The following is a 13,875-nucleotide window of genomic DNA, read 5'->3' as shown; positions in this document are numbered from 1 at the left end:
GCGTCGACCCTGCCGACCAGCATTCGCCGTGGACCCATGCGGGCGCGTGGCGGCTGAACGGCGGCGTGTCGCGCACGCTGCGCTTCGGCTATGGCGAGCAGGTGCTGGAAGCCAGGCTGGAGGCCAACGCGCGCGGCAGCACGCTGATCTACGCCGACCAGGCCGCGCCCTTCGCCTTTACCTGCCAGGCGGACGATATCCGCATCAATCTCGGCACCCGGCGCACGCACGGGCAGGTCCATCTGGATGGCGACGAATTCCACGTCTTCTACGGCGGGCGCCACGCCACGCTCGGCTGGCTCGACCCGCTCGCGCATGCCGGCGAGGCCGAAGGCGAGGGCGGCAAGCTGACCGCGCCGATGCCGGGCAAGGTCATCGCCGTGATGGTCGAGGCCGGCAGCGCGGTCACGCGCGGCGCGCCGCTGCTGGTGATGGAGGCGATGAAGATGGAGCACACCATCTGTGCCCCGGCCGACGGGGTGGTCAGCGAGGTGCTCTACGGGATCGGCGAGCAGGTTTCCGAGGGGGCGCAGTTGCTCGCGTTCAGCGCCTGACGGCGACGGGTCAGTGCTATCCTGCTGCCTCCCATCCATAGGGCCAAGGTGCCAGGAGGACGGTATGACCATGACGCTTTACTACAACCCCCAGAGCCGCGCGTCGGTGGCGCGCTGGATGCTGGAGGAGGTCGGCGCGGACTACGCGTTGCAGCATATCGATATCGCCAAGGGGGAAAGCCGCTCGCCGGCTTTCCTGGCGATCAATCCGATGGGGAAGATCCCGACGCTGGTGCTGGATGACGGCACCGTGCTGACCGAGAACGGCGCGATCATTGCCTGGCTCGCCGACGCCTATCCGAAAGCAGGGCTGATGCCGCCGCCGGGATCGTCGGCCCGCGGCACGGTGCTGCGATGGCTGTTCTTCTGCGGCAGCTGTTTCGAACCCGCGCTGACCGACCGCATGATGCGCGCCGCGTCGCCGTTGCCCAGGCAGACGGTCGGCTGGGGCGATTATGACGAAGTCATCGACGCCATCGAAAAAGCCCTGTCTCCAGGCCCCTTCGTGCTCGGCGACACCTTCAGCGCCGCCGACGTCTATCTCGGTGCGTCGCTGGCGTGGGCGGGGCAATTCGGCGCGCCGCGCGTTGGGGACAGCCGCTGCATCCAGGACTACGTCAAGCGCATCACGACTCGCGACGCGTTCGTGCGCGCGGCGCAGGGCTGATTCCACCGCGCAGCTTCGGGATTCATGCCGGCGAGATCCTGCCCTGGCTGAACGGAGACCGTGTGCTCCGGTACTTTTCCCAAAGTTCGCGCAGCATCGACTCCGACGGGGGCGTGGACTCGAAGCCGGCGACGTTGCCGAAGACCTCGACAACGCGCGCCCGGAACGAAGCCTGGTCGGTCGCCGGTTTCGGTGAGCGTTGCGCGGGGTCGATGATCGTATGCAGTTGCTCGCCGGAGAGTCCGGCGACAGCAGACCAAAGGTCGCCTGGGCATGCGTTGCGCTGTTCCTGATTGGCGGAACGGGCACGGTCAGGCATTCGCGGTCTCCTCGCGAGCGCGACGCGCACCGGTGGCCGGGTCGGGGTAGACCGCGCGCTGGAATGGTTCGATGCCGATCCGGGCGACCACGTCGACAAAGCGCTCGGCTTCGCTGTCCCGGTGCAGCAGATAGGTCTCGATCAGTCGTTCCACCACATCCGGCACCTCTTCCTGGGCAAAGGACGGCCCGATGATGCGGCCGATGGCTGCGCCGCCGGCGGCCACGCCATCGGTGCGGCCGTTGCTGTCGCCGCCGTTCTGGCGGCCCCCGATGGTGATCTGGTACCAGGCGGCACCGGCCTTGTCGACGCCGAGGATGCCGATATGGCCGATATGGTGGTGGCCGCAGGAGTTGATGCAGCCCGAGATGTTCAGGTCCAGTTCGCCGATGTCGTGGACATGGTCGAGGTCGTCGAAGCGCTGCTGGATCGCCTGCGCAAGCGGAATCGACACGGCATTGGCCAGCGAGCAGAAGTCGCCGCCGGGGCAGGCGATGATATTGGTGATCAGGCCCACGTTGGGCGTGGCCAGCCCGGCGGCGTCTAGCTCCTGCCACAAGGCGTGCAGGGCGCTGCGGCGGACATCGGCCAGGATCAGGTTCTGCTCATGCGACACGCGCAGTTCGCCGAAGCCGTGGCGCTCGGCCAGGCTGGCCATGATTTCCATCTGGTCGGCGGTGATGTCGCCCGGCGCCTGGCCCGACGCTTTCAGCGATGCCGTGACGGCGGCGTAGCCAGGCACCCGGTGCGGATGGACATTGCTTCTCAGCCAGAGGCGGAAGGCGCGGTCGGTCTTCGCGAGTTCGGCTGGCACGTCCGGCTCATCGGCGGCAGCGGGATCATACGGCGGCGTCGTGAAGCGCCCGGCGATGGACGCGACAAAGTCCTCGGATACAGTGTCCGGGCCGCCGCGGATACGTTGCCATTGCTCCGCCACCTGCGCCCGGAACACTTCGGGGGTGAGATCCTTCACCAGGATCTTGATGCGCGCCTTGTACTTGTTGTCGCGCCGGCCGTGCAGGTTGTAGACGCGCAGCGTGGCCTGCAGGTAGGTCAGCAGGTCCTGCCACGGCACGAAGGGGTTGATCAGCTTGCCCACCATCGGCGTGCGGCCCATGCCGCCACCGACCCAGACCTTGAAGCCGGCCTGGCCGTCCTGTTCAACCGCCTGCAGCCCGATGTCATGGACGCCGACCGCGGCCCGGTCGGTCTGCGCGCCACTGATGGCAATCTTGAACTTGCGCGGCAGGAAGGCGAACTCGGGATGCAGCATCGACCATTGCCTGACGATCTCGCACCACACCAGTGGATTCACCAGCTCGTCGGGCGCAATGCCGGCAAAGTGGTCGGTGGTGGTATTGCGGATGCAGTTGCCGCTGGTCTGGATCGCGTGCATCTGCACCGTGGCCAGCTCAGCGAGAATGGCGGGTGCATCCTCCAGCCGCGGCCAGTTGAACTGCAGGTTCTGGCGCGTGCTGAAGTGCCCGTAGCCGCGATCCCAGCGGCGCGCGATTTCCGCGAGCTTGCGCAGCTGCCGCGACGCCAGCATGCCATAGGGAATCGCCACGCGCAGCATGGGCGCATGGCGCTGGATATAGAGGCCGTTCTGCAGCCGCAGCACGCGGAACTCATCCTCGCTCAGCTGGCCGTCCAGGAAGCGGCGGGTCTGGTCGGCGAACTGCACAACACGTTCGTCGACCAGCTTCTGGTCAACGGCATCATAGACGTACATGGTGGAAAGCCTCCTTGCGCGCGAGCGCTAGTCTTTTGCCCGCGCCCGTTCGACGGACATGTCGGTCGGCATCATGTTGATGTCGGCGTTGTGCATCACCCACAACGAGCCGGCCACGACGATCACGATCAGGAAGCCGGTGCAGGCAAAGATGGCGGAGTTGCCGCGCTGGCCGGGACCGGTGCCCAGGTGCAGGAAGTACACCAGCTGCACCAGCAGTTGCGCGACACAGAGGCCGACGACCAGCGCAAGCGCGGCCCGCGTTGGCAGGGATCCGGTCATCACTGCCGCAAACGACGCCATCGTCAGCGCGACCGACAGCAGCAGTCCGATGGTGTAGCCGCGCACGCTGCCGTGCGCGGCGGTCTGATCCGCATGCACCGAATGAAGATGGGACGATTTCATGCGAACTCCCGCAGGTAGACGAAGGTAAAGACGCAGATCCAGACCAGGTCCAGGAAGTGCCAGAACAGGCTCAGGCAGGCCAGCCGGCGGCGCACGATATCGTCCAGCCCGAAATGCCTGATCTGGTGGATCATCACCGCCAGCCACAGCAGGCCTGACGTGACATGCAGCCCGTGTGTGCCGACCAGCGTGAAGAAGGCCGACAGGTAGGCGCTGACCGCGGGGCCCGCGCCCTGGTGCAGCAGGTGCGCGAATTCGTAGACCTCCATGGCGATGAACAGGGCGCCGAGCGCAAAGGTCACCGCCAGCCAGCGGATCATCCGCGGCGCGTCGTCGGCGCCCTGCCTGAGCATGGCCAGGCCGAAGGTATAGCTGCTCAGCAGCAGCACCATGGTTTCGGCGAACACGAACGGCAGCTCGAACAGTTGCCGCCCGCCGGGGCCGCCGGCCGTGTTTCCGGACAGCACGCCGAAGGTGGCGAACAACACCGCGAAGATCAGGCAGTCGCTCATCAGGTAAAGCCAGAACCCCAGCGGGGTGTGCGCGCCGGCTTCGTGATGGGAGTGCGCCGCGTCGTGGGCCGCCTCGTGCCCGGGATGGTGCAGGGTGGGGGAAAGCGTCGGAGTCATGGTCAGGCAGCTTCCTGCAGTTGTGCAAAGCGCGCGCGCTCGATCCGCTCGACTTCTGCGGCTGGCACGTAATAGTCGACGTCGCGGTCATAGCTGCGCAGGACAAAAGTCGCGATGGCGCCGACCAGGCCGGCGACGGCAACCAGCCACATATGCCAGACCAGCGCGAAGCAGCACAGCAGCCCGAACGCCGACACGATGAAGCCAGCCGAGGTGTTGCGGGGCATATGGATGTCCTCGTAGCGGGCGGCCTGGCGCCATGCGCGCCCGGCTTCCTTGTCGTCCCAGTGATGTTCCAGCGAGGTGATATGCGGCACGTGGGCGAAGTTGTAGAACGGTGCGGGCGAGGCGGTGGACCATTCCAGGCTGCGGCCATCCCACGGGTCGCCGGTCAGGTCCTGGTTCTGCTTGCGGTCGCGGATGCTGACCGCGAACTGCACCATCATCGCCAGGATGCCGGCGCCGATGACGAAGGCGCCCACCAGCGCGACCACCAGGTAGGGATGCCAGTCGACGTTGGCATAATGGTTCATCCGGCGCGTCATGCCCTTGAAGCCGAGTACGTAGAGCGGCATGAAGGCCAGGAAGAAGCCGACCAGCCAGCACCAGAACGACACCTTGCCCCAGAACTCGTTCAGCTTGAAGCCGAACACTTTCGGGAACCAGAAGCTGATCGCAGCCAGGCAGCCGAACAGCACGCCGCCGATGATCACGTTATGGAAATGCGCCACCAGGAACAGGCTGTTGTGCAGCACGAAGTCGGCGCCGGGGACGGCGAGCAGCACGCCGGTCATGCCGCCGACCGCAAACGTCACCATGAAGCCGATGGTCCACATGGTCGAGGTATGGAAGCGGATCCGGCCGCGGTACATGGTGAACAGCCAGTTGAACAGCTTGACGCCGGTGGGGATCGAGATGATCGAGGTCATGATGCCGAAGAAGGCATTGACGTTGGCCCCGGAGCCCATGGTGAAGAAGTGGTGCAGCCAGACGAAGAACGACAGCACCCCGATCGACGAGGTGGCGTACACCATCGACTTGTAGCCGAACAGGGGCTTGCGCGAAAACGTGGCGATGATCTCGGAGAAGGCGCCGAACGCCGGCAAGATCAGCACGTAGACCTCCGGGTGGCCCCAGATCCAGATCAGGTTTACGTACATCATGGCGTTGCCGCCGAGCTCGTTGGTGAAGAAATGCATGCCGAGGTAGCGGTCGGCGGTGAGCAGCGCGAGCGTGGCGGTCAGTACCGGAAAGATTGCCACGATCAGGATGTTGGTGATCAGCGCAGTCCAGGTGAAGACCGGCATCTTCATCAGGTTCAGGCCGGGCGCGCGCATGCGCAGGATCGTCACGATGAAGTTGATACCGGTCAGCGTGGTGCCAAGCCCCGATATCTGCAGCGACCAAATGTAGTAATCCACGCCTGGCGTGGGGCTATAGCCGAGCTCGGACAACGGCGGGTAGGCGACCCAGCCGGTGGCGGCGAAATCGCCGACGAACATCGACAGCATCACCAGCACCGCGCCCATCGCCGACATCCAGAAGCTCAGCGAATTGACGAACGGGAAGGCGACGTCGCGCGCACCGATCTGCAGCGGCACGATCACGTTCATCAGGCCGAGCACCAGCGGCGTGGCCACGAAGAAGATCATGATCACGCCGTGGGCGGTGAAGATCTGGTCGTAGTGATGCGGCGGCAGGTAGCCCGCGGCATCGCCATACGCGAGCGCCTGCTGCACGCGCATCATGATGGCGTCGGCGAAGCCGCGCAGCAGCATCACCAGCGCCAGGATGATGTACATCACGCCGACCTTCTTGTGGTCGACCGAGCAGATCCAGTCGTGCCACAGGGTCTTCCACTTGCCGTAGTACGTGATGGCGCCCATCAGTGCGACGCCCAGCACGATCACGGCGGCCAGCGTCCCCATGATGATCGGCTCATGGAGGGGGATGGCGTCCAGGTTGAGTTTTCCAAGCATTCTTATTGCTCCATGCGGCCAGCGGGCGCCGGCGGGACGAGCTGGAAGGCCTGCAGAGATTCCGCGGTGTCCGCGCGGCAGACCTGGCCGTTTGCCAGCATGTATTTGTCGACGACCTGATCGAACAGCTTCGGCGCGACGGTGGCGTACAACGTCACGGGGTCCTTGCTGCTGGGCAGTTCAAGCGTGCGGTAGGTGTTCAGGTCTAGCGCGTGGGACGAAGCACGGGCGGCCTGGATCCATGCATCGAACTCTTCGCGCGAGGTCGCCACGGTCTTGAAGTGCATGTCGGAGAAGCCCGGGCCGCTGTAGGCAGCAGACTGGCCAAGATACGTGCCGGGCGCGTCGGCGATCAGATGCAGGCGGGTCTGCATGCCCGCCATGGCGTAGACCATGCTGCCCAGCTGCGGGATGAAGAATGAATTCATCATCGATTCCGCGGTCAGCCGGAAATTGATCGGCGTGCCGACCGGGATCGCCAGCTGGTTCAGCGACGCGACGCCATACTCCGGATAAATGAAGAGCCATTTCCAGTTCAGCGCGATCACGTCGACCTGGACCGGCTTGACCTGCGACTGCAGCGGGCGGTACGGATCGAGCTTGTGGGTCGAGTCCCAGATCAGTACGGCCAGGCAGGCCACGATCACGCATGGAATGCCCCAGACCACGACCTCGATTTTGGTGGAGTGCGCCCATTTGGGGGCATAGGTGGCGCTGGTATTAGTCTCGCGGTAGCGCCACGCGAACCATAGCGTTAGCACGATCACCGGTATGACGACCATCAGCATGACGAACAGGGAGACCAGGATCAGCGACTTTTCCTGTTCGCCGATGCTGCCCTTGGGGTTGAGCAGTTCCAGGCTGCAGCCACTCAACAGCGCGGCCAGGCAGGCGCTCAGCACGATGGTGGGAAGACGGCGGGTCGGGGCGGGGAAGGGGTGCGAGAGCGGGCCTTGTCGATGGTTGGCTGCCGCCCCGGCAATAGGAATGAGCATTTCGGACACCTTGGTTACGGATCACCGAGGGCGCCCGGCCCCGCCGATTCATGGCTCTAATCAGCCCGCACGAGCGTGGTTTGTATGGCTTCCCTCGGTGATGTCTGGCATGCTAATGCAAGACAAAACCCATACATAGAAGAAATCGCCAGGGACAAATCCATGCAAGAAGCCAGCAGCCGGGACGATCCAAGCCCCAAATGGGATTTACAGATCACCCAGGGTGGCGGTGCGCGGTACCTGCAGATCGTGGACTTCATCGAGCGGGCCATCGGCGCCGGCCGCCTCGTCGCCGGCGACCGCGTGCCGCCGCAACGCAGCCTGGCCAGGACGCTCCGTGTAGACCTGACCACCGTCACGCGCGCCTACAACGAGGCCAAGCGGCGGCATCTGATCGATGCGCGCGGGCCGCTGGGCACCTTCATCGCCGCGCCGCGGGCGGAACTCGCAAGGGTGGTCGACATGAGCATGAACGTGCCGCCGCCACCGGCCGGGCTGGATTTCCAGGACCTGTTGCGGCGCGGGCTGGCGCAGGTGCTGCTGCATAGCGACCCGCATCTGCTGATGACCTACCAGCTCGGCGGTGGCAGCGCTGCCGACCGGGCGGCCGGCGCGCGGTGGCTGGCGCAGATGTTCGGGCCTGTCGCGACGGCGCGGCTGGTGGTGTGCCCCGGCGCGCAGGCCGCGCTGGCGGCCGTGATCCTGGCCCGGACCCGGCCCGGCGATGCCATCGTGACCGAGCCGCTGGCCTACCCCGGCATCCGCGCAGCCGCGGCACAACTGGGGCGGCGCGTGATCATCGCGCCGGTCGATGCCGACGGGATGCGCCCCGACGCGCTCGAAGCGGCCCGTGCCGATGGGGCGACACTGGCCTACCTGAATCCGACCGCACAGAATCCCACCACGCACACCATGCCGGCCGCGCGCCGGGAGGCGATAGCCCGGGCCGCAGCGCACTGCGATCTCACCCTGCTGGAGGACGATCCCTACTGGCTGCTGACGCCCTCGGCGCCGCCCCCGCTGGCCAGCTTCGCGCCCGAGCGCACGTACTATGTCTCGACTCTGTCGAAGACGCTCAGTCCCGGACTGCGCACTGCCTATGTCATGCTGCCCGAAGGCCGGCGCGGCGATGACCTGCTGGCATCGCTGCGAGCCTTCGCGCTGATGGCGGCACCCATGACCGCGGCGCTGGCGACGCAATGGATCCACGACGGCTCCGCCATGCAACTGCTCGATGGCATCCGCACCGAAGCGTTGGCCCGATGCGCGCTGGCAAGCCGATGGCTGAGCGGCATCGGCCAGCTTCCGCCCAGCGCCATCCACGCCTGGCATCGCTTGCCGGAGCACTGGACGGCACAGCAGCTGACCCGGGCCGCGCTGGCGGAAGACCTGCGCGTCACGCCGTCCGACGCCTTTTGGGAGGGGACCGGCGCGCCGAATGCCATCCGTATCTCGCTTGGTGGCGTAGAAGACCGCGCGCAATTATCGGCTGCGCTGCGCAGGCTGGCCGCCTTGCTGGAACGCCACCCCACGCCGGGCCTGGACATGGTGGTGTGAGTGCCGTCCGCCGGCGGGCGCGGCGGCGATGACGGGGGGCTGGTGGGCGACAAGGCGTCGTCGGGGCAAGCGCGGTAAACCGGGGCGGCAGGCTGCCGGATTCCGGGGCGCCGAGCCATCCGCACGGATTATTTTGAGGCAAGGCTATCCAGATGCTGCCGACCGGCGTATATTTCGCCCCGCGGGGTGGAGCAGTTGGCAGCTCGTCGGGCTCATAACCCGAAGGTCGCAGGTTCAAGTCCTGCCCCCGCAACCACATTCGTCGAAGCCCCGCCGGAGCAATCCGCGCGGGGCTTCTGCCTTGGTTGCGACCGCTGCCGCGGTCAAGCGGGTCACGGCATCGATGGGCAAATGCCGGCCAAGGATCCGCGACCTGCCGGGCATTCAATCCGCCGTCGCGCCCGACCGCTTTACCACCGTCGCCCATTTCCGGATCTCGCTATCCACGAACTTGCCCGTCTCGACCGGTGTCATCGGCATCGGCTCAGACCCGCGTTCGGTGATGAACTTGTGCAGCTCAGGCGATTGCAGTGCCTTCACCGTCTCGGCATTGAGCTGCCTGACGATCGCCGGCGGCGTGGCCGCGGGCGCCATCAGCACCGCCCATCCGAGCGCTTCGAAGCCCGGCACGCCTTCTTCGCGCACTGTCGGCACCGACTGCAGTTGCGGCACGCGCCTTGAGGTGGTGACGGCCAGCGGCACGGCCTTGCTGGTCTGGATCAGCGGCATGGCCGCGGTGACGGAATCGACCATCAGCGGAATCTGGTTGCCGAGGAAGTCGGCCTGGGCGGGGCCGCTGCCCTTGTACGGGATATGCAGGATAAACACGCCGGTCTGTGCCTTGAGCATTTCCGCCGACAGGTGCTGCGTGCCGCCGATGCCGGCGCTGGCATAGCTGTACTTGCCCGGCGCGGCCTTGGCCTTGGCGATCAGGTCGCGCAATGACGTGAAGCCCGATTGCGGCGTGGCCAGGAAAACCAGCGGTACCGAGAACACACCGGAGATCGGCGCGAAGTCCTGGCGCGGATCGTAGTTGATCTTCTTGTATAGGGTCTGGTTGATGGCCATCGCGCTACCGGCCATGACCAGCGTGTAGCCATCGGCCGGGGCTTTCGCGGCGGCTTCCATGCCGATATTGCCGCCGGCCCCGGCGCGGTTTTCCACTACGATGGACTGGCCGAGTTGCTTGCCGAGCTTCTCCGCCAGCGCGCGCGCGAAGATGTCCGTGGCTTGTCCGGGCGGAAACGGCACGATCAGCTTGATGGGGCGCTCCGGGTAGGCGGCGTGGGCGGTGCCGGCGCTGGCCAGCAGCAGTGCGGCAAAGAGGTTGCTCGATAGCTTCAACGGGATCTCCTCGTAGAATTGTCGACGCCGTGGCGTCTCTCATGGTGTCATCCGGTGGGATTCTACGCCCGCGCATAAGGGTTGCCGGCCCCCGGCAACGTGCAAGACCATGTGACGCCTGCACGCCTGCACTGGCCACCGGAGTGTGAGACATTGGAGTTCGCGGCCAACGGCGTCGGCAGCATCCGGCACGCGGGCCCGTACGATGTGGATGATTGGAGCGAATTCAACGGCACGCCGGTGCCAGGTTTTCCAGGAGAGCCAACATGCCTAGCAAGAACACGATCTGCCTGTGGTACGAACGCGATGCGCTGGATGCGGCAAACTTTTATGCCAAGACTTTTCCCGACAGCGCGGTCGGCGCCGTGATGCGCGCCCCCGGCGACTATCCGGACGGAAAGGAGGGGGATGTGCTGACGGTGGAGTTCACCGTTGCCGGCATTCCCTGCGTGGGCCTGAACGGCGGCCCGCACTTCAAGCACAGCGAGGCCTTCTCGTTCCAGATCGCGACAGATGACCAGGCCGAGACCGATCGGCTGTGGAACGCCATCGTCAGCAACGGCGGCCAGGAAAGCGAATGCGGCTGGTGCAAGGACCGCTGGGGCCTGTCATGGCAGATCACGCCACGCGCGCTTCTTGCGGCGATCACCGACCCGGACCGCGTTGCGGCCAAGCGGGCGTTCGACGCGATGATGACGATGCGCAAGATCGACATCGCGTCGATCGAAGCGGCGCGACGCGGTGACGCTACGCCGGGTTGATGCACGGGCTGCGGGGGGCAGCAGCCGGCCCGCTTCCGCCAGCATCGAAAGAATTTCATTCCTCTTTTTCTTGTAGCGTGGCACTCCAGCAAGGCTTCATCCTGACCCGGCACTGGCGCGATACGCCTGACGGAACCGAGGTCGAATTCTGGCTGGCGACCGATGGCGGGCCACGCCGGCTGCGCCTGGCGGGCCAGCCGTCGATCGCGTTCGTGCCGCAGGCGCAGCGCGAGCGTGCCGAGGCGTTGCTGGGCCGCGGGCGCGATATCGAACTGCGCCCGCTCAAGCTGCAGGATTTCCAGCGCAGGCCCGTACTGGGCCTGTACTGCCCCCAGCATCGGCAACTGATCCAGCTTGCGCAGTCGCTGCGCGACGCCGGCATCGATGTGTATGAGGCTGATATCCGCCCGCCGGAGCGCTACCTGATGGAGCGCTTCATCACCGCCCCGGTGTGGTTCGACGGCGAGCCGGACGCCGCCGGCGTGCTGCACAACGCCCAGATGAAGCCATCGGTCGAATACCGGCCCACGCTGCGCCTGGTGTCGCTCGATATCGAAACCAGCGCGGACGGCGAACTCTATTCGATCGCGCTCGAAGGTTGCGGCCAGCGCCAGGTCTACATGCTGGGACCGGCGGCGCCAACGCCTGCGCACGTCGATTTCTCGCTCACCTATTGCGCGACGCGGCGCGAGCTGCTGGAGCGGCTGAACCAGTGGCTGGCGCTCCACGATCCCGATGCGATCATTGGCTGGAACCTGGTGCAGTTCGACCTGCGCGTGCTGCGCGAGCAAGCGCGCCAGTTCCAGGTGCCACTGCGCCTGGGCCGCGGCGGCGCCGAAATGGAATGGCGCGAACACAACGCCCAGCAGCACTATTTCGCCAGTGTGCCGGGGCGCCTGGTCATCGACGGCATCGAGGCACTGCGTTCCGCCACCTGGAGCTTCGCCTCGTTCAGCCTGGAAGCGGTGGCGCAGGCGCTGCTCGGCGAGGGCAAGGCGATCGACGATCCGTACGATCGCATGGATGCCATCGACCGCATGTTTGCCCACGACAAGCCGGCCCTGGCGCGCTACAACCTGCGTGACTGCGAACTGGTGACGCGGATCTTCGAGACCACCGAGCTGTTGCCGTTCCTGCTGGAGCGCGCCACCGTCACCGGCCTGCCAGCCGACCGTAGCGGCGGTTCGGTGGCAGCCTTCACCCATCTCTACATGCCGCTGATGCACCGCCAGGGCTATGTCGCGCCCAACCTCGGCGACAAGGCGCCAGAGGCCAGCCCCGGCGGCTTCGTCATGGATTCGCGGCCGGGGCTTTATGAATCGGTGCTGGTGCTCGACTACAAGAGCCTCTACCCGTCAATCATCCGGACCTTCCTGATCGACCCGGTCGGGCTGGTCGAAGGCCTGGCGCATCCGGACGATGCCGATTCGGTGCCGGGTTTTCGCGGGGCGCGCTTTTCGCGCACCAGGCACTGCCTGCCCGCCATCGTGGCGCGGGTGTGGCAAGGCCGCGAGACCGCCAAGCGCGATGGCAACAAGCCGCTGGCGCAGGCGCTCAAGATCATCATGAATGCGTTCTACGGGGTGCTCGGGTCCAGCGGCTGCCGGTTCTTCGACGCGCGGCTGGCGTCGTCGATCACCATGCGCGGGCACGAGATCATGCGGCAGACCCGCGCGCTGATCGAGGCCCGCGGCTACGAGGTGATCTACGGCGACACCGACTCGACCTTCGTCTGGCTGCGCCGCGCCCGCGCCGAAGGCGATGCCGCGCAGATCGGGCGCAGCCTCGTCGCCTACGTCAACGACTGGTGGCGCGACCACCTGTGGCAGGCCTACGGGCTGGAGAGTGCGCTGGAGCTGCAGTTCGAGACGCACTTCCGGCGCTTCCTGATGCCGACCATCCGCGGCACCGACCTGGGCAGCAAGAAGCGCTATGCCGGCCAGGTGGAACGGGCGGACGGCAAGGTCGAGATGGTGTTCAAGGGGCTCGAGACGGTGCGGACCGACTGGTCGCCGCTGGCGCAGCGCTTCCAGCAGACGCTCTACGAAAAGATTTTTAACCGCGAGCCGTATGCGGACTATGTGCGCGACATCGTGCGCCGCACGCTGGCCGGCGAACTCGACGAGCAACTGGTCTATCGCAAGCGGCTGCGGCGCAAGCTCGATGACTACCAGCGCAACGTGCCGCCGCACGTGCGGGCCGCGCGTATCGCCGATGCCTATAACGTGCGCCATGGCCGGCCGCCCCAGTACCAGCACGGCGGCTGGATCAGCTATGTGATGACCGTGGCAGGGCCTGAGCCGCTGGAGGCGCGCACGGCGCCAATCGACTATGACCACTATGTGGCGAGGCAGCTGCAGCCGATTGCCGACGCCATCCTGCCGTTCCTGGACGATGGCTTCGAGACGCTGTTATCCGGGCAGATGGCGCTGTTTCCGCAATAGCCGGCCGCGTGAGGCCGTGTGCGGTCGAGAGGGTGGACATCAAGTGGCAAAAGCGTCTCTTTCGCCGTCCGCCCGAAAATGCTTGCCAGGTCGGCCTCGCAGGCATTAATATTCGCCCCCCGTTCGCAAGGCAGCGCGCAACGGGCCGGAAACGGCTTGCAGGGATTAACTCGAAAGAGGGCGTCAACCGCAATAAAGAATTTTTCGAAATCAGTTGATTAATCGGAAAAACTTCTTTAAAGTCTCGTTCCTCCGCTGCAGACAACGCAGCAGCGCAAACGGCAAAGCCGCTAGCGCAGTTCTTTAACAAACAAACAACCGATAAGTGTGGGCGCTTGATAGCGGATGCGAAAAGACTTCGGTCTTTTAGCTTAAAAGTTATACAGTGCTCGCACAGCAAAACGTGACTGGATCTTCGGATCTGGTCAGTCAGTTTTCTGAGAGTGAGCGACCGCTCGAAAGAGCGAGGACCTTCGGGTCCACACAGAG

At 65.7% G+C, this 13,875-nt stretch carries 12 protein-coding genes and 1 tRNA gene; 6 read left to right on the top strand and 7 right to left on the bottom strand.

Going from position 1 to position 13,875, the window contains the following annotated elements; genetic code table 11:
* Both E5S69_RS31940 and E5S69_RS31935 read left to right on the top strand, forming a co-directional pair.
* Positions 1 to 554: acetyl-CoA carboxylase biotin carboxyl carrier protein subunit (locus E5S69_RS31940; RefSeq protein WP_336510628.1), on the top strand; the 554-nt coding region annotated here is incomplete at its 5' end.
* A gap of 64 nt (positions 555 to 618) precedes the next feature.
* Positions 619 to 1,221 (top strand): glutathione S-transferase family protein, encoded by a 603-nt coding sequence (locus E5S69_RS31935; RefSeq protein WP_171518306.1) that lies wholly within the window; start codon positions 619 to 621, stop codon positions 1,219 to 1,221.
* Positions 1,222 to 1,243: 22 nt separating this feature from the next.
* On the opposite strand, the gene E5S69_RS31930 is transcribed toward E5S69_RS31935, so the two are convergent.
* Genes E5S69_RS31930 through cyoA form a run of 6 tightly spaced genes read right to left on the bottom strand, consistent with a single transcriptional unit; the run spans position 1,244 to position 7,280 of the window.
* Positions 1,244 to 1,540 carry a hypothetical protein gene (locus tag E5S69_RS31930; protein WP_171518305.1) on the bottom strand — a complete coding sequence of 99 codons (297 nt, stop codon included), beginning with the start codon at positions 1,538 to 1,540 and terminating at the stop codon, positions 1,244 to 1,246.
* Complete coding sequence (locus tag E5S69_RS31925; RefSeq protein WP_171518304.1) at positions 1,533 to 3,272, bottom strand: nitrite/sulfite reductase; 1,740 nt, start codon at positions 3,270 to 3,272, stop codon at positions 1,533 to 1,535. Before E5S69_RS31925 ends, E5S69_RS31930 begins: the two co-directional genes overlap by 8 nt.
* 27 nt (positions 3,273 to 3,299) lie before the next feature.
* Positions 3,300 to 3,677, bottom strand: coding sequence for a cytochrome o ubiquinol oxidase subunit IV (gene cyoD, locus E5S69_RS31920; protein ID WP_171518303.1), 378 nt, complete (start codon positions 3,675 to 3,677; stop codon positions 3,300 to 3,302).
* Positions 3,674 to 4,306, bottom strand: coding sequence for a cytochrome o ubiquinol oxidase subunit III (cyoC, locus tag E5S69_RS31915; RefSeq protein ID WP_171518302.1), 633 nt, complete (start codon positions 4,304 to 4,306; stop codon positions 3,674 to 3,676). The genes cyoD and cyoC overlap by 4 nt, the downstream gene beginning before the upstream one ends.
* 2 nt (positions 4,307 to 4,308) lie before the next feature.
* The gene (gene cyoB, locus E5S69_RS31910) at positions 4,309 to 6,285 is read right to left on the bottom strand and encodes a cytochrome o ubiquinol oxidase subunit I (RefSeq protein ID WP_171518301.1); all 1,977 of its coding nucleotides are present in this window, start codon (positions 6,283 to 6,285) and stop codon (positions 4,309 to 4,311) included.
* A gap of 2 nt (positions 6,286 to 6,287) precedes the next feature.
* Positions 6,288 to 7,280 carry a ubiquinol oxidase subunit II gene (gene cyoA, locus E5S69_RS31905; RefSeq protein ID WP_171518300.1) on the bottom strand — a complete coding sequence of 331 codons (993 nt, stop codon included), beginning with the start codon at positions 7,278 to 7,280 and terminating at the stop codon, positions 6,288 to 6,290.
* 162 nt (positions 7,281 to 7,442) lie between these two features.
* Here cyoA and E5S69_RS31900 point away from each other — a divergent pair, with 162 nt between their 5' ends.
* Entirely contained in the window at positions 7,443 to 8,837 is a 1,395-nt protein-coding gene (locus E5S69_RS31900) for a PLP-dependent aminotransferase family protein (protein WP_171518299.1), read from the top strand.
* Between the two features lie 180 nt (positions 8,838 to 9,017).
* Positions 9,018 to 9,093: transfer RNA gene (locus E5S69_RS31895), tRNA-Met, on the top strand.
* Between the two features lie 128 nt (positions 9,094 to 9,221).
* On the opposite strand, the gene E5S69_RS31890 is transcribed toward E5S69_RS31895, so the two are convergent.
* Positions 9,222 to 10,181 (bottom strand): tripartite tricarboxylate transporter substrate binding protein, encoded by a 960-nt coding sequence (locus E5S69_RS31890; RefSeq protein ID WP_171518298.1) that lies wholly within the window; start codon positions 10,179 to 10,181, stop codon positions 9,222 to 9,224.
* Positions 10,182 to 10,447: 266 nt separating this feature from the next.
* Here E5S69_RS31890 and E5S69_RS31885 point away from each other — a divergent pair, with 266 nt between their 5' ends.
* Both E5S69_RS31885 and E5S69_RS31880 read left to right on the top strand, forming a co-directional pair.
* Complete coding sequence (locus tag E5S69_RS31885) at positions 10,448 to 10,942, top strand: VOC family protein (RefSeq protein ID WP_171518297.1); 495 nt, start codon at positions 10,448 to 10,450, stop codon at positions 10,940 to 10,942.
* Between the two features lie 77 nt (positions 10,943 to 11,019).
* Entirely contained in the window at positions 11,020 to 13,386 is a 2,367-nt protein-coding gene (locus E5S69_RS31880) for a DNA polymerase II (RefSeq protein ID WP_171518296.1), read from the top strand.
* The last annotated feature ends 489 nt before the right edge of the window (positions 13,387 to 13,875 follow it).

It is taken from the genome of Cupriavidus necator, assembly GCF_013141915.1.
Taxonomy (GTDB): Bacteria; Pseudomonadota; Gammaproteobacteria; order Burkholderiales; family Burkholderiaceae; genus Cupriavidus; species Cupriavidus necator_B.
This window is presented reverse-complemented; position numbering and strand designations above follow the sequence as displayed.

Coding starts and splice junctions, on each gene's coding strand:
- E5S69_RS31900 (WP_171518299.1), top strand. CDS start 7,443: ATGCAAGAAGCCAGCAGCCGGGACGATCCAAGCCCCAAATGGGATTTA.
- E5S69_RS31925 (WP_171518304.1), bottom strand. CDS start 3,272: ATGTACGTCTATGATGCCGTTGACCAGAAGCTGGTCGACGAACGTGTT.
- E5S69_RS31885 (WP_171518297.1), top strand. CDS start 10,448: ATGCCTAGCAAGAACACGATCTGCCTGTGGTACGAACGCGATGCGCTG.
- cyoD (WP_171518303.1), bottom strand. CDS start 3,677: ATGAAATCGTCCCATCTTCATTCGGTGCATGCGGATCAGACCGCCGCG.
- cyoA (WP_171518300.1), bottom strand. CDS start 7,280: ATGCTCATTCCTATTGCCGGGGCGGCAGCCAACCATCGACAAGGCCCG.
- cyoB (WP_171518301.1), bottom strand. CDS start 6,285: ATGCTTGGAAAACTCAACCTGGACGCCATCCCCCTCCATGAGCCGATC.
- E5S69_RS31935 (WP_171518306.1), top strand. CDS start 619: ATGACCATGACGCTTTACTACAACCCCCAGAGCCGCGCGTCGGTGGCG.
- E5S69_RS31930 (WP_171518305.1), bottom strand. CDS start 1,540: ATGCCTGACCGTGCCCGTTCCGCCAATCAGGAACAGCGCAACGCATGC.
- cyoC (WP_171518302.1), bottom strand. CDS start 4,306: ATGACTCCGACGCTTTCCCCCACCCTGCACCATCCCGGGCACGAGGCG.